24 protein-coding genes and 1 tRNA gene are annotated in these 24,733 nt (G+C 62.8%); 15 read left to right on the top strand and 10 right to left on the bottom strand.

What is annotated here, in order from left to right; translation table 11 throughout:
• Positions 1–15 precede the first annotated feature (15 nt).
• On the top strand, positions 16–501 hold the full coding sequence (locus ACW9UR_RS02105; protein WP_458915245.1) for a winged helix-turn-helix transcriptional regulator: 486 nt from the start codon (positions 16–18) through the stop codon (positions 499–501).
• Here ACW9UR_RS02105 and ACW9UR_RS02110 read toward each other — a convergent pair.
• The gene (locus ACW9UR_RS02110; protein ID WP_458915246.1) at positions 488–1,219 is read right to left on the bottom strand and encodes a class I SAM-dependent methyltransferase; all 732 of its coding nucleotides are present in this window, start codon (positions 1,217–1,219) and stop codon (positions 488–490) included. The two genes, ACW9UR_RS02105 and ACW9UR_RS02110, sit on opposite strands and share 14 nt — an antisense overlap.
• A gap of 157 nt (positions 1,220–1,376) precedes the next feature.
• Between ACW9UR_RS02110 and ACW9UR_RS02115 the strand changes: the two genes are divergently transcribed.
• Positions 1,377–1,718, top strand: a complete 342-nt coding sequence (locus ACW9UR_RS02115; protein ID WP_458915247.1) for an EthD family reductase — start codon at positions 1,377–1,379, stop codon at positions 1,716–1,718.
• A 329-nt stretch (positions 1,719–2,047) separates the two neighbouring features.
• Here the strand turns inward: ACW9UR_RS02115 and ACW9UR_RS02120 are convergent, their stop codons facing one another.
• Complete coding sequence (locus tag ACW9UR_RS02120; protein ID WP_458915248.1) at positions 2,048–3,481, bottom strand: MORN repeat-containing protein; 1,434 nt, start codon at positions 3,479–3,481, stop codon at positions 2,048–2,050.
• Between the two features lie 254 nt (positions 3,482–3,735).
• Between ACW9UR_RS02120 and ACW9UR_RS02125 the strand changes: the two genes are divergently transcribed.
• Complete coding sequence (locus ACW9UR_RS02125; protein ID WP_458915249.1) at positions 3,736–5,394, top strand: NAD+ synthase; 1,659 nt, start codon at positions 3,736–3,738, stop codon at positions 5,392–5,394.
• A gap of 3 nt (positions 5,395–5,397) precedes the next feature.
• On the opposite strand, the gene ACW9UR_RS02130 is transcribed toward ACW9UR_RS02125, so the two are convergent.
• Positions 5,398–5,805 (bottom strand): metallopeptidase family protein, encoded by a 408-nt coding sequence (locus ACW9UR_RS02130; RefSeq protein ID WP_458915250.1) that lies wholly within the window; start codon positions 5,803–5,805, stop codon positions 5,398–5,400.
• Between the two features lie 142 nt (positions 5,806–5,947).
• Between ACW9UR_RS02130 and gltX the strand changes: the two genes are divergently transcribed.
• Both gltX and ACW9UR_RS02140 read left to right on the top strand, forming a co-directional pair.
• Entirely contained in the window at positions 5,948–7,285 is a 1,338-nt protein-coding gene (gene gltX / locus ACW9UR_RS02135) for a glutamate--tRNA ligase (RefSeq protein WP_458915251.1), read from the top strand.
• Positions 7,286–7,295: 10 nt separating this feature from the next.
• Positions 7,296–7,781, top strand: coding sequence for a DM13 domain-containing protein (locus ACW9UR_RS02140; RefSeq protein WP_458915252.1), 486 nt, complete (start codon positions 7,296–7,298; stop codon positions 7,779–7,781).
• 36 nt (positions 7,782–7,817) lie between these two features.
• Here the strand turns inward: ACW9UR_RS02140 and ACW9UR_RS02145 are convergent, their stop codons facing one another.
• Together ACW9UR_RS02145 and ACW9UR_RS02150 are read right to left on the bottom strand one after the other, a co-directional pair.
• Positions 7,818–8,474: a peroxiredoxin gene (locus ACW9UR_RS02145; protein ID WP_458915253.1), complete on the bottom strand. Its 657-nt coding sequence runs from the start codon at positions 8,472–8,474 to the stop codon at positions 7,818–7,820.
• A gap of 88 nt (positions 8,475–8,562) precedes the next feature.
• Complete coding sequence (locus ACW9UR_RS02150; protein ID WP_458915254.1) at positions 8,563–8,730, bottom strand: hypothetical protein; 168 nt, start codon at positions 8,728–8,730, stop codon at positions 8,563–8,565.
• Positions 8,731–8,998: 268 nt separating this feature from the next.
• Here ACW9UR_RS02150 and ACW9UR_RS02155 point away from each other — a divergent pair.
• Together ACW9UR_RS02155 and ACW9UR_RS02160 are read left to right on the top strand one after the other, a co-directional pair.
• A tRNA-Ala gene (locus ACW9UR_RS02155) sits at positions 8,999–9,074 on the top strand.
• A gap of 454 nt (positions 9,075–9,528) precedes the next feature.
• A complete protein-coding gene (locus ACW9UR_RS02160) occupies positions 9,529–9,705 on the top strand; it encodes a hypothetical protein (RefSeq protein ID WP_458915255.1) in 177 nt (58 codons plus the stop codon).
• 280 nt (positions 9,706–9,985) lie between these two features.
• Here the strand turns inward: ACW9UR_RS02160 and ACW9UR_RS02165 are convergent, their stop codons facing one another.
• The 4 genes from ACW9UR_RS02165 to ACW9UR_RS02180 are packed head-to-tail and all read right to left on the bottom strand — an operon-like array spanning position 9,986 to position 13,839.
• Positions 9,986–11,002 carry a proline racemase family protein gene (locus ACW9UR_RS02165; RefSeq protein WP_458915256.1) on the bottom strand — a complete coding sequence of 339 codons (1,017 nt, stop codon included), beginning with the start codon at positions 11,000–11,002 and terminating at the stop codon, positions 9,986–9,988.
• Positions 11,003–11,039: 37 nt separating this feature from the next.
• The gene (locus ACW9UR_RS02170; RefSeq protein ID WP_458915257.1) at positions 11,040–12,320 is read right to left on the bottom strand and encodes a TRAP transporter large permease; all 1,281 of its coding nucleotides are present in this window, start codon (positions 12,318–12,320) and stop codon (positions 11,040–11,042) included.
• 10 nt (positions 12,321–12,330) lie between these two features.
• Positions 12,331–12,834, bottom strand: coding sequence for a TRAP transporter small permease (locus ACW9UR_RS02175; RefSeq protein WP_458915258.1), 504 nt, complete (start codon positions 12,832–12,834; stop codon positions 12,331–12,333).
• A gap of 18 nt (positions 12,835–12,852) precedes the next feature.
• Positions 12,853–13,839: a TRAP transporter substrate-binding protein gene (locus ACW9UR_RS02180; RefSeq protein WP_458915259.1), complete on the bottom strand. Its 987-nt coding sequence runs from the start codon at positions 13,837–13,839 to the stop codon at positions 12,853–12,855.
• 161 nt (positions 13,840–14,000) lie between these two features.
• Here ACW9UR_RS02180 and ACW9UR_RS02185 point away from each other — a divergent pair, with 161 nt between their 5' ends.
• The 8 genes from ACW9UR_RS02185 (at position 14,001) to ACW9UR_RS02220 (ending at position 23,193) form a co-directional block, all read left to right on the top strand.
• On the top strand, positions 14,001–14,984 hold the full coding sequence (locus tag ACW9UR_RS02185; RefSeq protein WP_458915260.1) for a GlxA family transcriptional regulator: 984 nt from the start codon (positions 14,001–14,003) through the stop codon (positions 14,982–14,984).
• Between the two features lie 219 nt (positions 14,985–15,203).
• Positions 15,204–15,365, top strand: coding sequence for a hypothetical protein (locus tag ACW9UR_RS02190; RefSeq protein WP_458915261.1), 162 nt, complete (start codon positions 15,204–15,206; stop codon positions 15,363–15,365).
• Positions 15,366–15,374: 9 nt separating this feature from the next.
• Positions 15,375–16,901 (top strand): type I restriction-modification system subunit M, encoded by a 1,527-nt coding sequence (locus ACW9UR_RS02195; protein WP_458915262.1) that lies wholly within the window; start codon positions 15,375–15,377, stop codon positions 16,899–16,901.
• A complete protein-coding gene (locus tag ACW9UR_RS02200; protein ID WP_458915263.1) occupies positions 16,894–18,126 on the top strand; it encodes a restriction endonuclease subunit S in 1,233 nt (410 codons plus the stop codon). Before ACW9UR_RS02195 ends, ACW9UR_RS02200 begins: the two co-directional genes overlap by 8 nt.
• Complete coding sequence (locus ACW9UR_RS02205; protein ID WP_458915264.1) at positions 18,126–18,941, top strand: DUF6615 family protein; 816 nt, start codon at positions 18,126–18,128, stop codon at positions 18,939–18,941. Before ACW9UR_RS02200 ends, ACW9UR_RS02205 begins: the two co-directional genes overlap by 1 nt.
• Before the next feature lie 8 nt (positions 18,942–18,949).
• Positions 18,950–19,579, top strand: coding sequence for a hypothetical protein (locus ACW9UR_RS02210; protein ID WP_458915265.1), 630 nt, complete (start codon positions 18,950–18,952; stop codon positions 19,577–19,579).
• The gene (locus ACW9UR_RS02215) at positions 19,580–20,101 is read left to right on the top strand and encodes a DUF4268 domain-containing protein (protein ID WP_458915266.1); all 522 of its coding nucleotides are present in this window, start codon (positions 19,580–19,582) and stop codon (positions 20,099–20,101) included. It begins immediately after the preceding gene.
• On the top strand, positions 20,101–23,193 hold the full coding sequence (locus ACW9UR_RS02220) for a type I restriction endonuclease subunit R (protein WP_458915267.1): 3,093 nt from the start codon (positions 20,101–20,103) through the stop codon (positions 23,191–23,193). The genes ACW9UR_RS02215 and ACW9UR_RS02220 overlap by 1 nt, the downstream gene beginning before the upstream one ends.
• Before the next feature lie 361 nt (positions 23,194–23,554).
• On the opposite strand, the gene ACW9UR_RS02225 is transcribed toward ACW9UR_RS02220, so the two are convergent.
• Positions 23,555–24,619, bottom strand: coding sequence for a recombinase family protein (locus ACW9UR_RS02225; RefSeq protein WP_458915268.1), 1,065 nt, complete (start codon positions 24,617–24,619; stop codon positions 23,555–23,557).
• Positions 24,620–24,733 lie beyond the last annotated feature (114 nt).

Genomic DNA, 24,733 nt, shown 5'->3' on the forward strand with positions numbered 1-24,733 from the left:
TTGCCGGAGGTGCCCGTGGACTCTCGTTCGACCTGCCCGATAAACCTCGCCGTCGAGGTGCTCGGCGACCGCTGGTCGCTTGTGATCCTGCGCGACATGATCTTCGGCGGGCAGCGCAGCTTCGGCGCACTGAAGGCGCACTCGCTCGAGGGGATCGCGACCAACATCCTTGCCGCACGGCTGAACAGGCTCGAAGCCGAAGGCATGCTGACGCGCACCCCGGATCCCTCGCACAAGCAGCGCCAGATTCTCAGCCTGACCGAAAAATCCATCGCGCTCGTCCCCGTCATGGCCGCGCTCGGCGCCTGGGGGCGGCAGTTCCTGCCGGTCTCGCAGGAGCTTGCGATCCGCGCCGAACTGCTGGAACAGGGTGGCCCCGAGCTCTGGCGGGACTTCATGGACGACCTGCGCCACGAGCATCTCGGCACGCCCCGCCGCCGCGACGGCCCCATGGTCCGTGAGCGCCTTCAGGCGGCCTACGAGGCCGTCAGCGCCTCGTGACCAGCCGGTAGCCGCAGTCGAGTTCGTCTCTGTTCAACAAGTCTCCGTAACGCGCAGCCCAAGCACCGCTCTCGACGTCTGCGCGCAGCCGCTCCAATGCCGCCGAGACGTCCCCCAGCGCCCAGAACGACGACATCGCCGCGCGCACCTTCGGGTCCAGATAGGCCGCCGGCCGCTGCCAGTAGGCCGCCAGGAACCCGTCGGCGCAGTCATGGGGCACCGGCACCGGCGCGATCTCGACCGGGCCCAGCACCTCGGCGTAGAGGTCCAGCGGCGGCATCTGTCCCTCGTCCAGTGTCACCAGTTCGGGCAGGTAGTCCGCCAGCCAGAAGCCCCGGAAGCCGGGGTCGTAGGTCAGGATCGCCACCGGCCCGCGGGAGACCCGCGCCAGCTCCGAGAGGCCCCGGCGCTTATCGGTCCAGTGATGCACGGTCAGAACTGCCATCGCGGCGTCGAAACTGCCGTCGGCGAAGGGCAGGACCTCGGCCACGCCCTGCACGATGTGCGCCGCCGGAGCCCGGCGCTGCCGGATCATCTCGGCCGAGGGCTCCAGCGCGGTGACCTCGCGCCCCGGCGGTTCGTAGGAGCCGGCCCCGGCGCCCACGTTCAGGACAGTCCGCGCCTCTCCCAGCGCCTGCGCGATCCGCGCCGCGATACGCGGATCAGGGCGGCGCAGATCGGCGTAGTTCAAGCCGATGGTGTCATAGATCGCGGGCATCGAGGGATGTCTCTCGTTGGGTAGACGTCCGGCGTCGCGGTGCTCAAGCGTGCGAGACTAAACGGTATTTCGCTTTGCAGAAACCTGTCGCAGAGCTAGTGATAATACCGAGAGCGCCCTGTGTGCTCTGTTCTCCGGGCAATCAGAAGAGGCTGTCATGTTCATTCGCTGTGCGTTTTTCAAAGGCAAGATCAAGCCAGGGATGGAGGAGGCCTTTCACGCCCATTGGCAGGAAAACCTCGTGCCGCTCTGGTCCGCGTTTCCGAAGCTGCTTGAGTTGCGCGTGCTGCGAGAGGTCGAAAGCGACGACCCCGACAGCCCGTTCCCGTTGACGATGGCGATGAAATTCGCGTCGCGCGCCGACATCGAAGAGGCGCTTGCCTCGCCCACCCGGTGGGAGAGCAAGGAAACCTCGAAGAAGCTGTTCGAGATGTTCGACGGCCACGTCATCCACACCGTGTTCGCGGCCGACCAGTTCGATCCGACGCAGGCAGGCTGACGCCACTGCCGTCTCCGCGTGCAACCCGGATCCTATTGCGGGATTCGGGTTGCGGTGAGGTTGCAGGTGGCGGTGCGGCGGCGGAGCGGATACCTCGGATCGCGGCGCGCAGCGGGGGCCCACTTGCCGATGTTTGCGCCGGCCGGGATGGCGGCCGTTCAATGCCGTTTACGAAGTTTTCACAATTGGAACGCTATATATTTCAGGGTCTTAAGGGGGTTTTCACGATGAAATCATCGGATTTCACGCTGCAAACTGCTCTGGGCCGCGCGTGAAAAAGGCCCCGCGCAGGGGGCCTTTCGCATCCCGATATTCTCCCGAAAGCGGGATCAGTTCCCGGCAGTGTCTTCGGCAGCAGCAGCTTCGGCCTCGGCCTGCGTGGCCTGCTCGCCCCGCGCCCAGTAGCCGTCGTATTCCTCGCCGCTGGCGTAGATCATCTTGCCCCGGCCCTGCCGCTGGCCTTTCGCGAAGAAACCCTCGTAGCGGTCGCCGTTGGGATAGGTCGCGACGCCCTCGCCATCGATCTCGCCGCCCTTCCAGCCACCTTCGTAGGTGAAGCCGTCGGTCATCGTGATCTTGCCGCCGCCCTCGCGCTGCCCGGCGACAAACTGGCCCTCGTAGACAGTGCCGTCCGCATAGGTCGCGGTTCCGGTTCCGTCGCGCAACCCGTCCTTCCACTGGCCGGTGTAGGTGAATCCGTCCTCGTAGGTCATCGTGCCGAAGCCGTGGTTCCGCGCGTTGCGGAACTCACCCTCGTAGACGAGGCCGTTCTCGTAGCGGGCGATGCCCTTGCCCTCGATCACACCGTTCGCCCACTGACCCTCGTAGGAAGAGCCGTCGGCATAGGTGATCTTGCCGGTGCCATGCGCCACGTCGTTGAGGAACTCGCCCACATAGACCGAGCCGTCGGGGTAGGTAACCTCGCCCTCACCCTCGATCCGCCCCTCGACCCACTGGCCCACGTATTTGTAGCCGTCGGTCCCGGTGAACGTGCCCTGACCGTGGCGCTGGTCGTTCTGGAATGCACCCTCGTAGACGTCGCCGGAGGCATAGGTTGCCACGCCCTCGCCATGTCGCTGGCCGTTCTGAAGCTGGCCGACGTATTTGTCGCCATTGGCCTGAACCAACTCGCCGGTGCCGTTGATCTGGCCACCCTTCCACTCGCCGGTGTAGGTCAGCCCGTCGGGCATTTTCAGCGTACCCTGACCCTCGCGGACGCCCTGGGCGATGTCACCCTCGTAGGTCGCGCCGTCCGGGTAGTTGATCGTGCCCGAGCCGTCCTTGACGCCGTTCACCCAGCCGCCTTCGTAGCGGTAGCCGTTGGGCGAGGTCATCACGCCTTGGCCATGGTGGACCGCGTCCTTGAACTCGCCCTCGTACTGCACGCCGTTGGCGTAGACCGCGATGCCGGTGCCGTTGATCTTTCCGCCGGCCCACTGGCCCTCGTAGGTGCCGCCGTCCGAGAACACGATCTGGCCTTCGCCCTCGGGCGAGCCGTTCACGAACTGGCCGGTGTAGACAGACCCGTTGGGGAATTTCGCCGATCCTTGGCCTTCGATCCGGCCCTCGACCCACTCGCCCTCGTATTCATAGCCATTCGGCAGCGTGTAACGGCCCTGGCCGTGCTGCTTGCCGTCCTTGAATTCACCCGTGTAGACCCCGCCGGTGTCGTACTGCTTGGTCTGCACATCGCCGTCCTGGGCCAGCAGCGGGCCTGCGGCGAGTAGCGCGACGAGAGACGCTGTCGTCAGGGTTTTCTTCAAAACACCGTTCCTCAAGTTATCGTGCCGAGAGAATTCGCGGCCCCCTTGCCGCTTTACGTTTCCCCCCGGCCTGTTGTCCACAGCCCAGCCCCTGAACTCGGGGAATGTTATGGATAGGGCGCAATCGTTACAACGGTTTTTGTGCCGAAGTTTGACCAACACGTGGCGCGATCCGCACAGCAATGCGGCGAGAGCGGGCTTGCGTCGCGCGGGCGGTGGGATATGTGTGCGGTGACTTGGAAGGAGGGCGCCGCATGGCCCGGACCTATCGCATCACCCTGGCGCAGCTGAACCCGACGCTGGGTGCGCTCTCGGACAATGCCGACAAGGCGCATGAGGCCTGGGTCGCGGGCCGGGACGCGGGGGCCGACCTGGTCGCGCTGCCCGAGATGTTCATCACCGGCTACCAGACCCAGGATCTGGTCCTGAAGCCCGCTTTCGTCGAGGACGCCCGCCACCATATCGAGGAACTGGCCAAGCGCTGCGCCGACGGCCCGGCGCTGGCGATCGGCGGGCCGCTCTACGAGGCCGGGCGGCTCTATAATGCCTATTTCATCCTGCGCGATGGTGCCGTTGCTGGCGTCGCGCGCAAGCATCACCTCCCCAATTACGCGGTGTTCGACGAAGAGCGGCTCTATACCTCGGGCCCGGTGTCCGGGCCGTTCGGCATGGACGCGGTGCGCCTCGGCACACCGATCTGCGAGGACAGCTGGCACGAAGACGTGGCCGAGACGATGGTCGAATCCGGCGCCGAGATCCTGCTGATCCCAAACGGCTCGCCCTATGCGCGGAACAAACTGGACCGGCGCATGGGGCACATGGTCGCCCGTGTGGTCGAGAACGGGGTGCCGCTGGTCTACCTGAACATGGTGGGCGGCCAGGATGACCAGGTCTTCGACGGCGGCTCGTTCGTGCTGAACCCGGGCGGGAAGCTGGCGGCGATGCTGCCGGTCTTCGACGAGGCCATCGCCCATGTCGATTTCGACGAGACGAACCACGGCTGGATCGCCCGCGACGGTGAGAAGGCGGTGCACCCGCCGGTTATCGAGCAGGAATACCGACTGATGGTCGAAAGCCTGCGTGACTACCTGCGCAAGGCGGGTTTCTCGAAGGTCGTGCTGGGCCTGTCGGGCGGCGTAGACAGCGCGCTTGTCGCGACCATTGCCACCGACGCGATCGGTGCACAGAACGTGCGCTGCGTCATGCTGCCGTCGGAGTACACGTCCGCACATTCGCTCGAGGACGCCGAGGCGGTCGCGCGGATGCTGGGCTGCAAGCTGGACACGGTGCACATCGGCCCGGCGCGTGCGGCGGTCACCGAGAGCCTTGCGCCGATCTTCAACGGCATGGCCCCGGATGTGACCGAGGAAAACATCCAGTCCCGCCTGCGCGGCGTGATGCTCATGGCCCTGTCCAACAAGTTTGGCGAGATGCTGCTGACCACCGGAAACAAGTCCGAGGTCGCGGTGGGCTATGCCACGATCTATGGCGACATGGCGGGCGGCTACAACCCGATCAAGGATCTCTACAAGACGCGTGTTTTCGCCACCTGCCGCTGGCGGAACGAGAACCACCGCGACTGGATGCTCGGCCCCGAGGGGCAGGCGATGCCGGTGCGGGTGATCGACAAGCCGCCCTCGGCCGAGCTGCGCCCCGATCAGAAGGACGAGGACAGCCTGCCGCCTTACGAGACGCTGGATGCGATCCTGGGCATGCTGATCGAGGGGGACAGTTCGGTCGCCGATTGCGTCGAGGCAGGTTTCGAGCGCGAAACGGTCAAGAAGATAGAACACCTTATCTATATATCCGAATACAAGCGTTTCCAGTCCGCGCCCGGTGCGCGCCTGACCAGCCGGGCGTTCTGGCTGGACCGGCGTTATCCGATCGTCAACCGCTGGCGGGACAACAGCTAGGACTCACTCCCACCAGGGGTCGATGGCGGCGATGTCGTCGTCGGACCATCCGAAGTGATGCGCCATCTCGTGCACCAGCACATGGGCGACGAGGGCGCGCAGGCCGATGTCTCCGCGCTCGGCCCATTCATCGAGGATCGGACGCCGGAAAAGCCAGATCGTATCGGGCTGCTGAGCCACGTCCAGAACGGATTTCTGCGTCATCGGGATGCCGTCGTAGAGGCCCGTAAGCCCGTACTCGTCGTCGATCCGCAAGTCGTCCAGCATCTCGCCGTCGGGCCAGTCCTCGACCCGCAGCAGCACCTGGCGCGCGGCGGGCTGGAACGGTTCGGGCAGCGCCGCGATGGCGTCGCGGGCGTAGGTCTCGATCGTCGCGAGATCGGGGGCGGTCGGTCCCTTGTCTTCCTTCATCGGTCTTCCCTGCACTGCCTTTCTGCCAGATAGTCCGGGCGGTGCCGCTTTGCCAGCGTTTCACGCTTGTGACACGCCGGGCTTCTGCCCGCGCCGAATCCGCGTTAAGAGCAGGCGGTACGCCAGAATTTCCGGGATCCGCATGACCGTCACCCGTTTCGCCCCGTCGCCCACCGGCTTCATACACGTCGGCAACCTGCGCACGGCCCTGTTCAACCACCTGATCGCCCGCCGCTCGGGCGGCACCTTCATCCTGCGCATCGACGATACCGATGCCGAGCGCTCGCGGGAGGAATATGTCGACGCGATCCGCGAGGATCTGGAGTGGCTTGGCCTGACCTGGGACCGCGAGGAGCGCCAGTCGACACGGCTCGAACGCTACCACGAGGCGGCGCAGACGTTGCGCGACGCCGGGCGGCTATACGAGGCGTTTGAGAGCCCGCAGGAGCTGGAACTCAAGCGCCGCAAGCAGTTGAACATGGGCAAGCCGCCGGTCTACGACCGTGCCGCGCTGAAGCTGGACGAACCCGAGAAGGACCGGCTGCGCGCTGAGCGCGGCGGGCACTGGCGCTTCCTGCTGGACCAGGAGCGGATCGAGTGGGACGACGGGATCCTGGGTCCGCAGTCGATCGACGCGGCCTCGGTCTCGGACCCGGTTCTGATCCGGGCGGACGGGCAGCTGCTCTATACGCTGGCCTCGGTGACCGATGACATGGACATGGGTGTCACCCATGTCGTGCGCGGTCTGGACCACGTGACTAACACCGCGACGCAGATCCAGATCGTGCGCGCGCTGGGCGGCGAGGCGCCGAGTTATGCGCATCATTCGCTTCTGACGGGGCCGGGCGGCGAGGCGCTGTCGAAGCGCCTCGGCACGCTCTCCTTGCGCGATCTGCGCGAGGCCGGGGTGGAGCCGCAGGCGCTGCTGTCGATGATGGCGCGGCTCGGTTCCGGGCAGGCGATCGAGGCGGGGGCCGACCTGGACGCGCTGGCCGAGGAGTTCGACCTGTCGCGCTTCGGCGCTGCACCGACCAAATTCGACCCGGCCGAGCTGCACGCACTCTCGGCGCGGGTTGTGCGCGGGCTGCCGTTCGAGGCGGTTGCCAAGCGGGTGACGGCAGCGGGCGTGCCGGCCGATGTGGCGCCCGACCTCTGGGCCGCCGCGCACGAGAACCTGGACCGGGTTGAGGACATCGCGACCTGGTGGGCGCTGTGCCGCGACGGCGCCGAGCCCGAGATCGCCGACGAGGACGCCGAGTTCATCGCGCAGGCGCTGGCGCTGCTGCCGCCGCGGCCCTGGACACCCGAAACCTGGGGCGCCTGGACGGCCGAGGTGAAGGCCGCGACGGGCCGCAAGGGCAAGGGACTGTTCCGCCCGCTGCGCCTGGCGCTGACTGGGCGCGGCGACGGGCCCGACATGGGCGCGCTGTTGCCGCTGATGCAGCGCATCCCTGCCGCCGAGCGCGCCGGAACGGCATAGGGGCGGCGCGATGGTCCAGGGTCTCCTCAGCTTGTTGAGCACGTTGCTGGGCGTTCTGGCGGGCTTCGTTGCCGGGGTGATCTCGGTGCAGCTGTTCGCGCCGGACCTGCTGCGCGGGTCCGAGGAGGCCTCGGTACCTTCCGAGGTCACGGCGCGTATCTTCGCGGCGGGCGACATTCGCGGCGCGGATTCTTTGCGGCGGGCCCAGGGACGGGCGCAATGGCTCGACGCGGGCCGGATCCAGATCCTGCGCCTGACCAACTTCGAGATGACCCCCGGCCCCGATGTCCGGGTGCTGCTGAGCCGTGCGGATCGCGTTCCGGACGGCGATCAGATCAGGCTGGCGCAGGTGCTTGATGCGGGGGCATTGCAGGGCTTCACGGGCGATCAGACGATCGTGCTTCCCGAAGGACTAGACCCCCAGGGCTTCAGCGCCGTGCTGCTCTGGGATGCGGAGTTCCGGCAGCTCTACGCGATTGCCGAACTGGAGCGCTAGGGCGCGGCAAGCGGTGCGGCCGCGCCCGCGGTTGTGTCAGGTCGGCTGCTTGGTGCGCCGCAGGTAGGGCAGCACTTTCTCGAAGCTGCCGAACCGCGCCTCGGCATCCTCGTCCGAAACGGCGGCGGTCACGATCACGTCCTCACCGTTCTTCCAGTTCGCGGGGGTCGCGACCTGGTGTTTCGCTGTCAACTGGATCGAGTCGATCGCTCGCAGCAGCTCGTCGAAGTTGCGGCCGGTGGTCATCGGATAGGTCAGCACCAACTTCACTTTCTTGTCCGGGCCGATCACGAAGACCGAACGGACGGTCTGGTTGTCAGCCGGGGTACGATTCGCCGGATCGCCTGAGGCTTCAGCCGGCAGCATGTCGTAGAGCTTGGCGACGGTCATGTCCGGATCGCCGATCATGGGATAGCTGACCGAGTTGCCGGAAACCGCCTGGATGTCGGACTTCCAGCGGATGTGATCCTCGACCGGATCGACCGAGATGCCGATAATCTTGCAGTTCCGCTTGGCGAACTCGCCGGCCATGCCGGCCATCACGCCCAGTTCGGTGGTGCAGACCGGGGTGAAATCCTTGGGGTGCGAGAAGAGGATCGCGTAGCCGTCGCCGATCCACTCATGGAAACGGATCGTGCCCTCTGTCGTCTCGGCGGTAAAATCCGGTGCAGTATCGTTGATGCGCAGCGCCATGTCTGTCTCCTTCAATGGTCCCGGCAGTCCGGGACCCGGAAGGTGGATCAGAAGCGTGCCGCCTGCAAGGCAAGCTTGCGTGACGGGATCAGGCGAGGGCGAACTGCGCCGAGGCGAACGCGGTGGCGCCGACGAAGGCGAGGCAGACGAGGCTCGGCATGAGCAGCCGGACGATGCCGCCGGCGGGGCGCGTCGGGACCTTCTTCAGGTCGGTGCGGAGGGTCTTGGAAAAGCGGAGCTGCTCGGTGGCGGTCATGGGGGCAATCCTCTGGTAGGTTTTGCTTTCAACCTCAGGATGCTGTTGAGCTGCGGCCACAATTGGTGGGAAAGAGGGTAACTTTGGCGATGCGGTCCTGATGCCGGTTCGGTTTGCGGCGGTGAAATCCCATGAATCTCAGGGCATTACTCCCGCACTTCATCCCCGTCGGCCATTGCGCCGCCACAAACTGCGCGAGCAAGCCTTCCGGCCAGCGCCGAGATCGCTTGACAGTTCTGCCCGGAAAGCGCACAACCGCGCCCGGTTCGGGGCCGTAGCTCAGTTGGGAGAGCGCGTCGTTCGCAATGACGAGGTCAGGGGTTCGATTCCCCTCGGCTCCACCAAGTCTTCAATTTCAAGTGTTTGTTTTTACGGGATTTTGCTTTCCGCACTTAATGCGCTTCCCAACATCCTTCCCAACGCGCTGGTGTGGATGGTTGAGTCCCCCGGGGGATGGGATGTCGCAAAGGGCAGCCTAAACCAAGAGGCTTACATCCCTCCCGACTTGAGGACTCCTTATGGTCGGCATCCTCTCCGGAATCCGCATTTGACTCGCAGGTCATATGGATCACAAGCTGTTCGGAGGCGACCGAGACGGGGATCCTCTCAAACTTGGAGCCCCTATAGTGGGTGGGTTCACCGGCATACGAAGTGGACCCGTGAGGACCCTTTTTTTGGGCTCTAGTTCGGGGCGGAACACAATTGAAATACAAGAGCCGGAGTGGTTCTCAGACAAGCGCTGACGTGTCGGGCCAAGCATGTAAATGCCCCCTGGAAAGTGCGAAACCCAGCCGACAAATGCTGGTCCCTACGCCAATGGCGCGCGCAGCCAGGGCGATCTGCTCGATCTTCCGGCAAAGCCCGCCGACACCGGCGCTGACGCCGGAGGAACTCGAGGCGCAGCGGCAGATCCACAAGGCGGCGCACGAGGCGGGGATTCACGTCTCGATCAACCGGGTTAAACCCAAGACCTGACCGACGCCCCCGCGTCCGACTTTGACACGGCAGCCGCGCAGGCGGCACCGATGCCACCGCCCTTTTTGAGCCTGTAGGGCTGCAGGGAATGCCAGCTATAGCGCCGGCGCAATTGAGAGAAGATGGTTGGAGGAGCAATCCCGTCGCGCCACCCGAAGGCCGCCGCTTCTAATATGGTCACCACCCGACAGAGGACTTGGTAGCATCTGGTGCCGACCACTTTCGGTCGGGAAACGATAGGCGGGTGGCCGCTCGAGGAACGCGAGCGACCACTTCTGCATTAACGGACGGTGAATCCTCTGCCGACCGGGTCGTTCGGGTCGATCAGCCACTTGGCATAGCCTATGACCTTGGCAGTGCCCTTGACGGTCGGAATTACCGCGCGCTGGCTGCCCAGCATGGTCTCGCCTAGCAGTTCACCCTCGAAGCGGCCAATGCCGAGCAGCCCCTCGGATTTGATCTTCTGGTTTATGCCGATCTTACCGCGAGCTTCCCAGACCGCCATCATCATCGACGTACCGGTGCCGCCCGGCGATCGGTCGAGCTTACCGTCGCTGAAGACGTGGACGTTCCGGTATAGGCTATCAGCGTGGTCTGGCTCCTGCCAGAAGGTGGTGAAGTTCAGCCCCTGAATGTGACTTTCGGTCGGGTGTGCCACGGTCATCTTGGCGTTGATCTGGTCTTTGACGGACACGCCCAGTTCTGAGAGCATCTTCCCGTTGTCTGGACCGATGGGCCGGTCCGCATAGGGCCACTTGACCACGGCGAAGAAGTTGCCGCCGAAGGCGATGTCAACCAAGACCTCACCGACTTCGGGCAGCATCACCGGCACGTCCTGTTCAAGGACGAATGCCGGCACGTTCTGGAACCGGGTCCAGGCGACCTGGCCTTCCTCGAATCCGACTTCCGAGGTCACGGGACCGGCGGGGGTCTCGAAGCGGATTTTAACCACCTCTTCGTCGCCGTGATGCACCAGGCCGTGCGAGACCATGGCCATAGACAGGGCGATGGTGCCGTGGCCGCACATCTCCATGAAGTCGTCGCCGTCGCACCACAACATCCCGGCGTCGAACTCCGGGCTGGAGGGCGGCGTCACGAACACACCGACCATGTCGTGATGGCCGCGCGGCTCGTGCAGCAGGCCCGAACGCACGAAGTCGTAGTTCTTGCGGATGAAGTCGCGCTTGCCGACGATGTCCAGGCCCTGCGGGTACGGAATGCCGCCCGGGATGATGCAGGTCGGCTCGCCATCGGTGTGGGTGTAGATCACATCGATGAAACGGTTGGGTGTCATCATCTGAAAAGTCTGCCTTTGTCTGGAGTGGATTGAGAGGTTAGAGGCCGAGCGCCCGCGGCACGGACAGCACCAGCGTCTCGGGGAAGAGGATCACCGCCGCCAGCACTAGCAACATTGCGGCGATGAAGGGCAGGTTGGCGCGGGTCAGCGACAGCATGTCGACCTTTGCGATCACGCTGGTTATGAACAGCGCTGCGCCGACGGGCGGGGTCTGCTGCCCGATACCCCAGCACAACACGACGACCATGCCGAAGTGGATCGGGTCAATGCCCAGCATCTCGATCGCGGGGAAGAAGAGCGGCACGATGATGAAGATCATCGCAATACCGTCCAGGAAAGTGCCGGCGATGATCATGATGACGCTCAGCATCACCAAGAACATGACGGGCGACAGGTCGATCTCGGCCAGCGGGCGCAGGATGCTTTCGGCCAACTGCTCGTAGGTGAAGGCAAAGCCCATCACGTGCGCCGCCGCTGTCACCAGCATCACCGCGCCGCTAAGGACCGCTGCCTCGCAGGTGGTCTGGTAGAGTACGCGCAGCGTCAGGGTGCGGTAGTAGAAGGCCCCGATGGCGGTGCCGTAGACCACGGCCACGGCAGACGCCTCGGTCGGGGTGAAGACGCCGCCAAGGATGCCGCCCAGGATGATGGCAGGCATCAGCAGGGCGGGCAGGGCACGACCGAAGGCGCGAACGGCACGGCGGGTCGAATAGCTTTCCTCGACCGGATAGCCCTCGCGGATCGAGATCACCCAGGCGACCAGGATCAGCGCGGCGCCAAGCACCACCCCCGAGATCAGCCCGGCCGCGAACAGCGCCCCGGTGGAGATCCCCAGATAGGCGCCAAGGATCACCATCGGAACGCTCGGGGGAATGATGATGCCGATGGTCGAAGAGGCGGCCGTGACGGCTGCGGTGAAGGGGCGTGAATAGCCGCGTTTGACCATCGGGTCGATGATCATGCCGCCGACGGCAGCGGTGTCGGACATCGAGGTGCCGCTCATCCCCGCAAAGAACATCGAGGTGACGACGTTTACGGCTGCAAGCCCGCCGCGCATCTGGCCAACGAGGGTCTTTGCGAACTCGACCAGGTGGCCCGAGATGCCGCTTCGGCTCATGATCTGGCCCGCAAGGATGAACAGCGGCACCGCCAGCAGCGGGAAGCTCTGCACCCCGCGATAGAGGCGTTGCGCCACGATCAGTTGATCGACATCGGCGAACCAGAAGATGCCCACGGCGATGGAGATCAGCGCGAAGGCGATGGGAACACCGAAACCGATGAGCCCCAGCAGGATGCAGAGCACGAGTAGCAGGGTCATGGAGTCACTCTCAGATTTCGGTCGGCAGATCGGTGTCGGCAGGAGCTGGGTCGGGATCCTCGCCCCGCGCCAGCATCGCCGCGCCGCGCACCAGGCGTAGGGTGGCATCGAGCAGCATCAGACCACCAGCGACCGGAACCGCGGCGTAGTACCAGGCAGTCGAGATCTCGAGCACGTTGGTGGTCTGGTCTGCAAAGCGCAGGACCTGCCGGGTGCCGTACCAGGCCATGATCCAACCGATCAGGCCGATCAGCGCCTGGTTCGCTAGGAAAGTCGCGCCGCGCGCCCAGACGGGCAGGCGGCGCACCAGCAGGTCCACCCGCAAATGCGCTCCTTCGCGCAATGCAAGGTAACTGCCGATGAAGGTGATGTAGGTCAAAAGTGCGAGGGAAACCTCGAAGCTCCAGCTCAGCGCTGAGCCGAGGGCGTATCTGTAGACGACTGCTGTAAACGCCACCCCGACCGCTGCGACAAGCAGGGCTGCCATGACCGCGCGAAGCACTTGGTTTATCATCACTTCCGACCTTTGGGCTCAGGGGCGCGCGGCGACGATGGCGTCGATCAGTGCCTGCGCTTCGGCTGGCTGCTCGGCTGCCCATTCTTCCCAGATCTGGGCCGAGGCTTCGGTGAAGGCGGGAATGTCCGCTTCGTTCACTTTCATGCCCTGTTCGGCAAGGAACTCGGTGATCTCGGTATCCGCGGCGATGCCCAGTTCGACCGAGTATGCCTCGGCGGCTTCACCCGCTTCCATCACGGCTCGCTGCTGTTCTTCGGTCAGGGCTTGGAACTTGTCCTCGCTGATCAGAAGGTAAGTGACGGTGTAGAGGTGGTTGGTAATCGAAAGGTAGTCCTGCACTTCGTAGAAGCGCTGCGACTTGGCCCAGATTACCGGATTTTCCTGGCCGTCGAACACGCCGGTCTGCAATGCCGAGTAGAGTTCGCTGAACGGCAACGGAGAGGCGTTTGCGCCGTAGTGGTTGAAGATCTTGATCCGTAGTGCGCTGCCAGGCGTCCGCATCTTGACGCCGTCCAGATCCGCAGGCGTGGCGATTGGGCGGACGTTATTGGTGATCTGGCGGAAGCCGCCTTCCAGGAAGGCAACAACGCGCAAGCCTTTTGCAGCCAGCATGTCCTCGATCATCTGCCCGGCCTCGCCTTCCATGGCGGCCTTCACGTGCTCGCGGCCCGAGAAAATGTAGGGCAGGGCGGTCGCGCCCAGCACCGGCTCGACACTGGTGATCGGGGTCTCGATGGTCGCCATGTCCAGCAAGCCGGTCTGCATCGACTCGAGCGAGCTTTCCTGGTCACCTAGTGCGCTGTTGGGGAACAGCTTCAGCTCAATTGCGCCTCCGGCGAGTTCGGTCAGCACCTCGTCGAAACGTTCGACCGAGAGGTAGGCGATCGATTCTTCGTTGCCGGGCATACTTACCCGGAACGAGTGCTCCTGAGCGAAGGACGGAACAGCGAGGGTTGCGCACAGGGCGCTGGTCGCAAGAATGCGGCGTCCGAGAGGGGACATGGTCTTCTCCTTGTTGGTGGTTGCGTCGTCGGCGTTGTTGGCCGTTGTCAGCCGGCCATTGGCGAAAAAATTAACGCCGTTTCCTGCCCCATCATAGGACGCTCTGGACAGGTAGTGGGATAAATCGGACATTCCCGGCGGAATGTTACTCGGAGCCAGAGATGCCTGCCGCCCCAATCCCGTCCCGCCAGAAGCTGCGAGTCGCTCTGCTGGTTCTTGACAACTTCACGCTCAACGCCTTTTCGGGTTTTGTCGATGCGCTGCGGCTGGCGGCGGACGAGGGGGGACGCAGCCGGCAGATCGAGTGCGGTTGGGTGATTACCGGCCATGGCACCGTGCGGGCGAGTTGCGGGCTGACGATCACGCCTGATAGGCCGCCGGTCGATCCGGCCGAGGTAGACTACGTCGCAGTAAGCGGAGGCAATGACTACTACAAGCGGGTGCAACCTTCATGGGTCGATGCCTACCTGCAGGAGGCGGACGCCAAGGGAACCCCGCTGATCGGGCTATGCACCGGGACTTTCAACATCGCGCGGGCCGGTTTGCTGGAGGGGCGGATGGCCTGCGTGCACTGGAACGTGCGCGAGGAGTTTCGTGCCCAGTTTCCGGGCATTCACGCGGTATCGGACCGGATCTTCCTGGATGGCGGAGATCGGATCACCTGTGCCGGGTCGACCGGGGCGTCGGACCTGGCGCTGCACCTGATTGCCCGACATTGCGGGCCGCAGCGCGCCCAGCAAAGCTTGAGGCACATGATCCTGGGTCAGCAACGAGCCTCGACTTTTCCGCAGGCGCATTTTGTGGCCGAGGTCCAGGGCGTGACCGATGACGTTGTGCGGCGGTGCGTGACGGTCATGGAGCAGAAGTTGAACGAGCCCGTTCCGGTGGCGCTCCTCGCGGCGCGGGTCGGTCTCAGCGAGCGGCAATTGAACCGTCGTTTCCAGGCGGCCCTTGGGGTTACCGCGGCAGCCTACTACCGGAACATGAGGCTACGCTACGGTGCATGGCGGCTGACGCACACGATGGACCGCATCTCGGGTATTGCGGCAGACGCGGGGTTCTCGGACGCTGCGCATTTCAGTCGTGAGTTTCGGCGTGTATACGGCCACACGCCGAAAGCGCACAGGGCACAATCCGGAGCATAGGCTCTCTGTTTCGTTGACTTGAGTGCCCTTCGAAGGGCCTTCGGTTCGCTCTGCACGAGTTTGCAGATTGAGTTCAGTTCGGCGCCTGCATCACCGGACATGCATGAATGTCCGAGTGCCCCACAGCCGTTCACATCAGGCTGCATACTGCAACTGATAGGATTGGCAGCGGGCGCGGCCGTGAGCTCGAGGGCCGTTTCCTTCAAAGGTGCAGGCGGCATGGCATTGACCGCAGTGCCGCATTTCGGACAACTTCCCAAGGAAAACCTTCTGCGTCCCTGCGTCGGCATCCTACGGGACATCCGCGCAATTGATCTGCCGGAGCGCCCGACTGTAGAAGCGGACGACAATTCAACTGACTGGCGAACCAACGCCAGATGAGGGCGGATCATGACGATCGAGAAAACGCTATTTGCGGCGGCAGACAAGATGCGCGGGTCGATGGACCCCGGGGAGTACAAGCATGTCGCGTTGGGACTGCTCTTCCTCAGATACATCGGCGTCGCCTTCCAGCGGAAGTACGACGAATTGCTGCGGGAAGGACAGGACGTCGCCGAGGATGTGGACGAGTACCTCGCTGATGGTATTTTCTGGGTTCCCGAGCCCGCGCGTTGGCGCACTCTATCCGCCAATGCCAAGGACAAGGGGATCGGTGTTCAGGTCGACAACGCCATGCGGGCGATCGAGGCCGAGAATGAACAGCTCAAGGGGGCGCTGCCCAAGGTTTTCGGGCGGGAAGCGCTCGACCCTGCCATCGTCACCGGTCTGATCGACCTTTTCTCGAACATCGAGTTCGATGGCACCCCCAAGGACTTCGACCTGATCGGACGGATCTACGAGTACTTCATCTCCGAGTTCGCCTCGAACGAGGGCAAGCGCGGCGGGGACTTCCACACGCCGAAGCCGGTGGTCGAGCTGATCGTCGACATGATCGAGCCGATGAAGGGCCGCCTGTACGAGCCCTGCTGCGGCTCCGGCTCTTTCATGGTGCAGTCCGAGCGGTTCCTGGAGCATCACGCTGGCCGGCGCGCCGACCTCGCGATCTACGGGCAGGAGCGGAACCACACGACCTACGGACTGGCCCGCATGAACCTCGCCATTCGGGGTATCGTTGCGAATATCCAGTGGAACGCCGAAGGCACGCTTCTGCGTGACGCGTTCCCGGACGAGAAATTCGACTATGTGATGGCAAACCCGCCGTTCAACGTGTCCGACTGGGCTGGTGACATCCTCGCCGAGGACAAGCGCTGGACGTATGGCACGCCCCCGGTTGGAAACGCGAACTTCGCCTGGATGCAGCACATCTACGACAAGCTGGGCAGCACCGGCATCGCGGGCGTGGTCATGGCCAACGGCTCCATGTCGTCCATGTCCTCGGGCGAGGGCGACATCCGCCGCGCCATGGTCGAAGGCGGGGCGGTGGATGCCATGATTGCCCTGCCAGGGCAGCTCTTCTACGGCACCCAAATCCCGGCCTGTATTTGGATCCTGGCAAAGGACAAATCGAACGGCGTGGCCAAGGACGCCAAGCTGCGCGACCGGCGCGGTGAGGTGCTGTTCATCGACGCACGCAAGATGGGCGCGCTGGTTCAGGGTTCGCGCAAGCAGAAGGAGTTGTCGCGCGAAGAGATCACGCGCGTCGCCACCGCCTACCATGCCTGGCGCGGAGAGCCGGACGCGGGCGTCTATGCCGACGAGCCGGGCTTCTGCAAGGCGGCCTCAATGGAGGAGATCGCGAAGCACAACTACGTCCTGACCCCGGGCCGCTATGTCGGCGCCGGCGCGGCCGAGGAGGACGGCGAGCCCTTCGAGGAGAAGTTCGACCGGCTCACGGTGGAGCTCCGGGCTCAGTTCGCCGAGGGGCGGCGGCTGGAGACTGAGATCGAGGCGCGGCTGGAGGCTCTGGAACGTGGCTGATCGCATCGACCTCCCGCTCTACGATGTTGTGGAGAAGCTGATAGACTATCGGGGAAAGTCGCCGAAAAAGTCGGCAACCGGAATCCCGGTTATCTCTGCGAAAGTCGTCAAGTCCGGTCGTATTCTCGAGAATATCGAGCAAACCATCGCACCTGAATACTACGATGAGTGGATGCGGCGCGGACTTCCTGAGATCGGCGATGTCGTAATGACGACCGAGGGGCCCATGGGGGAGGTTGCGCAACTTGATGCCCGCACCTCCAGCTATGCCTTAGGACAGCGCATCGTGACGCTGCGTGGCAAGCCAGGGGTCCTTCACAACGGATACCTGAAATTTTTGCTCATGAGTCCTGAGGTTCAGGCGCGACTGGAAGCACGAGCCACTGGGACGACGGTTCTCGGCATTAGCCAGAAGCAGCTGCGAGACCTACCCCTGCCACTCGTAGGCTATGCGGAACAAGAGGCCATCGCCGCACTTCTCGGCGCCCTCGACGACAAGATCGATCTGAACCGCCGGATGAGCGCGACGCTGGAGGAGATGGCGCGGGCGCTCTATCGGTCGTGGTTCGTGGATTTCGACCCCGTCCACGCCCGCGCCCTCGGGCACCCCCCCGCCCACATGGACGCCACCACCGCCGCCCTCTTCCCCGACAGCTTCGGCCCCGACGGCCTGCCGAAGGGGTGGCGGAGCGGAGAGGTCGGCAATCTAATCACGCTTCAGCGCGGATTCGACTTACCGAAGAAGGAACGACAAGACGGCCCGTTTCCGGTGGTGGCGGCCGGAGGGCTCCATGGCACTCATTCCGAGTTCAAAGTGAAAGGCCCGGGTGTGACCACCGGCCGAAGTGGCGTCATCGGACAAGTTTATCTCGTGCCCGAAGATTTCTGGCCGCTCAACACATCTTTGTGGATCAAGGAGTTTAGGGGCTGTTCCCCTTACTACGCGTATTTCCTTCTCGAGGCTCTGGACTTGAAGGCTTTGAACTCGGGATCGGCGGTGCCCTCTTTGAACCGAAATAATGTTCACAATCTGCCGTCTGCGGTCCCGCCGCGGGATATTATCACTGCGTTTGATGCTAGTGCTCAGCCACTTTTCGCACGCAAGCATCAAGTTGAGGCGGAGGCTGGTCTCATTTCGGAACTCCGCGACACCCTCCTCCCTCGCCTCATGTCCGGCGAACTCCGCGTGCGAGCGGTCGAAAAATTGGTCGAGGAACCTTTCTGATGCGATCAACTCGACACATCATTCAACCTTATCTCCGTGAGTTAGCGGAATTGGTTTGGACCGAGCAAGACGATGCATTCCATTATGGCCTGAGACTCCAGGAAGAGACCATCACCGAGATGCTGCTGCTACGGATGGCACGAGAAACGGTCGGGTCTCCTTTGAAAATCCGGATGTTCAATAAGACAGAGGAAGGCGGAAGTTCGCAGCATGGAATTGTCGGAATTGGTGCGGACTGGGAATGGTATTTTGAAACGCCATATTGCCGGATCGGCTTCAGGATCCAGGCTAAGGTGCTGTCCTATGAGTTAACCCCATCCAGGAGGGCTCTCTCAAGAGGGATATATGCCGGCCTCAAGAAGGACGGTGAACAAGCAAAAGATCTGATCAACGCGGCGAGGGCAGACAATTACAATCCGATCTATGTCTTCTACAATCACCCATGGGTTGCGAACCGCTACCTGTTCTCCGCGACCCACAGCACCTTTCCTGGCGCCCGCACCGATTGGGGGTGTTCTGTGGCTACGGCGACCGCTGTCCGCGATCTCATGGACAACCGACTATCGGCTCTTATTCCGCACATGATGCCATGGGACCATTTCTTCAAGCTTGAGCCGGGCTGCGGCGCCCAGAACGCTTTCAGAATATTGAGCAGCGAGCAGGAGTTTCAATCTGAAACCCCTCGGCCCGAATGGTTGCCGATGCTCCTACATCCGGAAGAAGCTGCACTCTTTGATGATAGTTCGGGCCTTCAATCCTATCTCACGAGACGAGGCTTGAAGGGCGTCGCCTATTTCGGGTTTTCAGAAGAGTAATTCATGGCATGTTCCGCATAGACCGCACCAGCAACCGCCTGAGCAAGCTCGAACGCACCAGCTTCTCCGATGTCGGGTTTCGGGAGCGGGAGCATCTCCAGGAATGGCTGGCTTCTATGCCGGATGCGCTCTGCGAGGCGATGAGCGAGGGCGAGGACAGCCTTCTGATCATCCAGAAGGAGTTCGATGGGTTCGACGGCACCCGGGAGCGGCTGGACCTCCTGGCGCTTGATCGGAACGGGCAGCTTGTCGTCATCGAGAACAAGCTGGACGACTCCGGTCGCGATGTCGTCTGGCAGGCGCTGAAGTATGCCGCCTATTGCTCGAGCCTTAAGAAAGCCGAGATCGTGGGGATCTTCCAGCAGTACCTCGAACGTCAAGGCGGTGGGGACGCGGCCGGCCTGATCTGCGAGTTCCTCGGAGAGGATACGCTGGACGAAGTCGTCCTTAATGACGGGACCGACCAGCGCATTGTTTTCATCGCGGCCAATTTCCGGCGGGAGGTAACGGCGACGGTGCTCTGGCTGCGCGAACACCAGATTGACGCGCGCTGCGTGAAGGTTGTGCCTTACCGGTTCGGCGAGGAGATCTTCGTCGACCTCCAGCAGGTGATCCCGACGCCCGAGGCGGCCGACTAAATGATCCGCATGGCCGAAAAGGACAGCGAGGAGAAATCGGCCAAAGGCGCCCTGCGTACCCGCCATGAGATCCGCTTGGCATTCTGGGAACAGCTGCTGCCGCAGCTTCGCGAAGCCGGGTGCGAGAGATGGCAGAATATCAGTCCGACCAAGGAGAACTGGCTGGTATCTGCTACCGGGGTCAGCGGATGCTCGATCAACATCTGCATAGTTCGGGATGAGGTGCGGGTCGACTTGGCGTTGATGCGCTCGGACGCGAGTGAGAACAAGTGGCTGTTCGACCGGCTGTCGGAGGCGCGAGAGGAAATCCAATCCAAGGTTCAAGCGGACCTCGATTGGAGGAGGCTGGATCACAGGAAGCTAAGCTTAGTGAGTTGCAGGTACGCAGTGCAGGCTCACAGCAAGGAGAACTGGCCGGAAATCAACGCCTGGCTGGTTGACCACTACCAAAGGATGGACCGGGCCTTCTCGGAGAGGGTGCGAGCGCTCTCCGCTCAGATGAAGCCCGGTGGAGGCGCCTGATGGCCTGGATATCCGAGTCCGATCTCGAAGACTGGATGATGGGGAAGCTTGCGGGGCTTGGCTACGCCACCGCCTCTGGGGCCGAGATATCGCCCGAGAAGCGTGACCCGGAGCGACGCAGTTTTCACGAGGCGGTTCTGCGGAAGGTCTTCGAGAAAGCTGTCCGTCGCTTGAATCCAGAGCTTCCGGACGGTGCGGTGCAGGAGGTGATAGCCCGCGTCACCGACGAGGTCTTCGTCGGCGATCTGATGGCCGAGAACCGCCGCCTACACGGGCTGATGACAGGCGGCGTCCCGATCACTTACTACAGCCAAGGGGAAGAGCGGCATGAGCGTGCGCGCCTCGTCGACTGGGGTGATCAGGACAACGCCTGGCACGCCTTCAACCAAGTCGACATGGTTGGGCGGAACCCGCGCATCCCCGACATCGTGATCTACCTCAATGGTCTGCCTTTTGTCGTGGTGGAACTGAAGGGCACCGAGGGAGCCGACATCGAAGCGGCCTTCAATCAGGTAGAGACCTACAAGGCGGACATCCCGAACCTGTTCCGGACCTCGGTCTTCTCGGTGATCTCCGACGGACTGAACGCGCGATACGGAACGCTCTCGGCAGGCCTCGACCGGTTCATGCGGTGGCGAACCATCGATGGCGAGACCATCCTGTCGGAGCGCGAAGGCCTCGCTCTGAACACACTGACAGAGGGGCTACTGAACCGGTCTGTTCTGCTAGACATGCTGCGCTGGTTCACGGTTTTCGAGGACGAGGGAAAGGGGCCGATCAAGAAGGCGGCCGGCTATCACCAGTTCCACGCGGTGCGAAAGGCCATGGAGTCGATCCTCGGTGCGCGTGGCGACGACGGTAAGGGCGGTGTCATTTGGCATACGCAGGGCTCTGGGAAGTCGCTGTTGATGACCTTTCTCGCCGGGCGAGCGATGCACCTCTCGGGTCTGGAGAATCCGACGGTGCTGGTCCTCACCGATCGCAACGATCTCGACAACCAGCTGTTTGCCACGTTCGGTCGGTGCAAGGATCTGCTGGGCGAGACGCCGGTGCAGGCGGACAGCATCGAGGAACTGAAGACGCTGATGAACCGGCAGGTCGGCGGCATCGTTTTCTCGACGATCCAGAAATTCCGGCCAGAGCGCGGCAAGAACTTCCCGGTGCTCACCGACCGCTCCAACGTCATCGTCATGGTCGACGAGGCGCATCGGACGCAATACGGGTTCGAAGCCAGACTGGACCAGAAGTCCGGCGAGGTTCGTCATGGCCTGGCCCATCACCTGCGCACAGCCTTGCCGAGGGCCGTATACGTCGCATTCACCGGCACGCCCGTGGAATTGGTAGGCGCAAACACGCGGTCGGTGTTCGGCGACTACATCGACGTCTACGACATCGCTCAGGCGGTCGAGGACGGCGCAACGGTGCCGATCTACTACGAGGGGCGTGTGGCCCGCGTCGAGATCGCCGAGGATCTACGCGACAGCCTCGACGAGGAGTTTGACGAGGCGACCGAGGCGCTGGCTGAGGATGAGGCAGGGGCTGCGGCCAAGAAGTGGTCGCAGATCGAGAAATTGGTAGGCGCTGGTCCACGCCTGGACGCCGTTGTCGCTGATATCCTCGAGCATTTCGACGCCCGCCTCGATGCTATAGACGGGAAAGCGATGATCGTCTGCATGAGCCGTCGGATCTGCGTCGAGGTCTACGAGCGCATCGTCACAGCTCGCCCGGATTGGCATTCAGATACCGACGCGACCGGCGCCGTGAAGGTCGTCATGACCGGAAACGCCACAGATCCGCAGAATTTTCGGCCCCACGTTCGGAGCAAGTCGAAACTGGAGGCGCTTAGGAAGCGCTACAAGGATACTGGCGATCCGCTGAAGCTCGTCATTGTCCGTGACATGTGGCTCACCGGCTTCGACGCGCCCTGCATGCATACACTCTACGTCGACAAGCCCATGAAGGGGCACGGATTGATGCAGGCGATCGCCAGGGTGAACCGGGTTTTTGCCGGTAAGCCAGCCGGTCTCGTCGTCGATTATATTGGCCTTGCAGCCGATCTGAAGAGGGCTCTCGCGCACTACTCACAAGGAGACCAGGCCCAAACGGGCGTTGACGAACGAGAGGCTGTCGCGGCCTTCCTCAGTGCACTGGATGTCGCGCGCGGATTGTTCCACGGCTTCGACTATTCCTTGGTGCTTGGAGGAACCGCGGCGGATCGCATCGAGATCCTGCCGGCGGCAGCGAACTACATTCTTCACCAGGCGCGTGCCGATGGCCAGGAGGACCACAAGGACTTCGGCAAGCGTTTCCTCGATGCCGTCGCAGCGCTCGCCAAGGCCTTCAAACTGGCGGCCGGGTCGCCGGAAGCCAAGAAGCACGCCGAAGAGGTCGCGTTCTTCTTAGCGGTGAGGTCCGCCCTGCAGAAGCTTGATGTGACGGGCGGCGGGGGGCGGAGTTCCTTACCGGGCTTCGCGATCGAGCAGCTGCTTAACCGAGCCGTTGCCTCGACCGAAGTCGTGGACATCCTCGAGGCGTGCGGGTTCGATCGCCCTGATATAAGCGTTCTGTCAGAGGAGTTTCTCCTGGAGATCCAGCACATGCAGCACAAGAACCTCGCCGTGGAAGCCCTGAAGAAGCTCTTGAACGGGGAGATCAAGGCGCGGACGCGAGGCAACATTGTGCAGAACCAGAAGTTCTCCGAGCGTCTTACGAACGCTATCGCACGCTACCACAACCGCAGCGTCGACGCCCTTCAGGTGATCCAGGAACTGATCGGCATGGCGAAAGACCTGAGTGCCGAGCCCGAGGACAACATGTCGGAGGCAGAGCGAAGCTTCTACGACGCGTTGGCGCAGAACGAGAGCGCGGTGGAAGTCATGGACAACGACCAGCTCAAGGTGATCGCGGCCGAACTCGTCAGGTCGGTTCGCGAAAACTCAGGTGTTGATTGGTGGCAACGCGATGATGTCCGCGCGAAGATGCGAGTGGCGGTAAAGCGTATTCTTCGGGAATACGGATACCCTCCGGATCTTCAGGCTGAAGCAGTCAAGCTGGTCATCAAGCAGGCGGAAGCCTTAGCGCGAGCGTTCTAAACCTCAAGAGATCCTGCGAGAGATCTGGCTATGTTGTAGGAGCCTGATAGCTACCGCGGTGGCGGGTAGTTGACGCGTACTGTGTGTCTACCCCGCCGTCGGCTTCCATCGCCAAGGCAGCAGTCCGTCGAGCCGGTTGATCTCGTGATCGGCACGCCGGATACGTAGGATTGTCCTAGCATCGCACTAAGGCTGGGTGTGAGATTGGCCTCAAGGATAGGTATAGAGAGCCATAGGCGATGCGCGTAACCGCAACGCCTATGGCTAGATGTATATATGTCCTTTTTTCTGTGACGCTCTGTTACGATTTCGCGGTATTCGCGTCACAATAATTGTGACCTTCTTGCTGAAATTTCGGGTGTTATTTCGGTTCACGGCACATTTTTTGTGACGGATTGGCACAATCATTGTGCGGGGATCTTAGTTTCGATGGCGGGCGCCAGCGCATGAATGCTTTCCCGGCAAGCTTCATTCCGGTTGTTGGAAACTCTTCCAATGCCCATTTCCCGGTTTGCCCTATGCCTGACGGTCCGAGGTAGGGCTGCTGCGTGGAGTGGATGAAGCCTCTTTCAATGAGTGTGTCGAAATAGGGGTAGTGCTTCGAGCGGCCTTTCGACCAGCACGAAGTCATTGGCTCGCCGCAGTCATCGCACAGCACGAATCCGCGCAGCGGGAAGTCTTCGCTGATATCTTTGCGGGCGGGAGCCTTCGCCTTGCCCTGAACCCGCTCCTGAATGCGTTCGAACGTCTCCAGGCTGATGATCGGCTCGTGATGCCCTCTACGCGCCGACACGCCCCATTTTGGGGCTTCGACGTAAGCTGTGTAGGTAAGGTGCGAGAGAATCCGCTGAACGCGCTGCCAGCGAATCTCGCCCACTGGCGTATCCTTCGGGAGCGCAGGCTTGCCTTCCAAGAAGCGCTTCACCTCGGCCTGCGATTGCAGATGCCCTGAGGCAAAGCCTTCGAGAGCTTCGGCCAGGATCGATGCTATCGGCTCATCACGGACCATGATTTTGCCGTGGACGCGATCCTCGGCGTATTTGTAGCCGACAGGAGGGGCGAAGACCCAATAGCCGTTTTCGACCCGCGCCTTCATCTTCTGGATGACCTGACGGCGGTTTTGTTCGCGCTCAAGCTCACCTTGAGCGGCGAAGATCGTCTCGACGAACTTGCCCTCGGGCGAGTCATCGAGTTCGAAGTTCAGGCATTCGATGCGCGCGCCGCGCGTCTGGAATTCACGGCGCAGCTTGATGTGAAATTCGGTATCACGCGCAAAGCGCTTCAGGTCATCGAAGATGACCACGTAATCCTTGTCGGCCTGTGCATCGAGGTAGCTCAGCAGCGCGACCATGCCTGGTCGGTTGATGAAGTCACCGCCGCCCGAGGCATCGTCGGGGAACACCGCCTCGACGGCATAGCCCTGCAACTCAGCATACTGGCGGCAGCGGAACTCTTGGCTGTCGAGCCCGCGCCTTCCCGTTTCTGCTTGGTTGAGGACACGCGGCAGTAGATGACTGCCTTCGTGTTATCCTGATTGTTA

The sequence above is a fragment of the Halovulum sp. GXIMD14794 genome (genome assembly GCF_054457455.1).

What these genes read in the sequence shown, in the direction of transcription:
- ACW9UR_RS02110 (WP_458915246.1), bottom strand. Translation starts at nt 1,219, where the DNA reads ATGCCCGCGATCTATGACACCATCGGCTTGAACTACGCCGATCTGCGC.
- ACW9UR_RS02115 (WP_458915247.1), top strand. Translation starts at nt 1,377, where the DNA reads ATGTTCATTCGCTGTGCGTTTTTCAAAGGCAAGATCAAGCCAGGGATG.
- ACW9UR_RS02125 (WP_458915249.1), top strand. Translation starts at nt 3,736, where the DNA reads ATGGCCCGGACCTATCGCATCACCCTGGCGCAGCTGAACCCGACGCTG.
- ACW9UR_RS02130 (WP_458915250.1), bottom strand. Translation starts at nt 5,805, where the DNA reads ATGAAGGAAGACAAGGGACCGACCGCCCCCGATCTCGCGACGATCGAG.
- gltX (WP_458915251.1), top strand. Translation starts at nt 5,948, where the DNA reads ATGACCGTCACCCGTTTCGCCCCGTCGCCCACCGGCTTCATACACGTC.
- ACW9UR_RS02140 (WP_458915252.1), top strand. Translation starts at nt 7,296, where the DNA reads ATGGTCCAGGGTCTCCTCAGCTTGTTGAGCACGTTGCTGGGCGTTCTG.
- ACW9UR_RS02145 (WP_458915253.1), bottom strand. Translation starts at nt 8,474, where the DNA reads ATGGCGCTGCGCATCAACGATACTGCACCGGATTTTACCGCCGAGACG.
- ACW9UR_RS02150 (WP_458915254.1), bottom strand. Translation starts at nt 8,730, where the DNA reads ATGACCGCCACCGAGCAGCTCCGCTTTTCCAAGACCCTCCGCACCGAC.
- ACW9UR_RS02160 (WP_458915255.1), top strand. Translation starts at nt 9,529, where the DNA reads ATGCTGGTCCCTACGCCAATGGCGCGCGCAGCCAGGGCGATCTGCTCG.
- ACW9UR_RS02165 (WP_458915256.1), bottom strand. Translation starts at nt 11,002, where the DNA reads ATGATGACACCCAACCGTTTCATCGATGTGATCTACACCCACACCGAT.
- ACW9UR_RS02170 (WP_458915257.1), bottom strand. Translation starts at nt 12,320, where the DNA reads ATGACCCTGCTACTCGTGCTCTGCATCCTGCTGGGGCTCATCGGTTTC.
- ACW9UR_RS02175 (WP_458915258.1), bottom strand. Translation starts at nt 12,834, where the DNA reads ATGATAAACCAAGTGCTTCGCGCGGTCATGGCAGCCCTGCTTGTCGCA.
- ACW9UR_RS02180 (WP_458915259.1), bottom strand. Translation starts at nt 13,839, where the DNA reads ATGTCCCCTCTCGGACGCCGCATTCTTGCGACCAGCGCCCTGTGCGCA.
- ACW9UR_RS02185 (WP_458915260.1), top strand. Translation starts at nt 14,001, where the DNA reads ATGCCTGCCGCCCCAATCCCGTCCCGCCAGAAGCTGCGAGTCGCTCTG.
- ACW9UR_RS02190 (WP_458915261.1), top strand. Translation starts at nt 15,204, where the DNA reads ATGGCATTGACCGCAGTGCCGCATTTCGGACAACTTCCCAAGGAAAAC.
- ACW9UR_RS02195 (WP_458915262.1), top strand. Translation starts at nt 15,375, where the DNA reads ATGACGATCGAGAAAACGCTATTTGCGGCGGCAGACAAGATGCGCGGG.
- ACW9UR_RS02205 (WP_458915264.1), top strand. Translation starts at nt 18,126, where the DNA reads ATGCGATCAACTCGACACATCATTCAACCTTATCTCCGTGAGTTAGCG.
- ACW9UR_RS02210 (WP_458915265.1), top strand. Translation starts at nt 18,950, where the DNA reads ATGTTCCGCATAGACCGCACCAGCAACCGCCTGAGCAAGCTCGAACGC.
- ACW9UR_RS02215 (WP_458915266.1), top strand. Translation starts at nt 19,580, where the DNA reads ATGATCCGCATGGCCGAAAAGGACAGCGAGGAGAAATCGGCCAAAGGC.
- ACW9UR_RS02220 (WP_458915267.1), top strand. Translation starts at nt 20,101, where the DNA reads ATGGCCTGGATATCCGAGTCCGATCTCGAAGACTGGATGATGGGGAAG.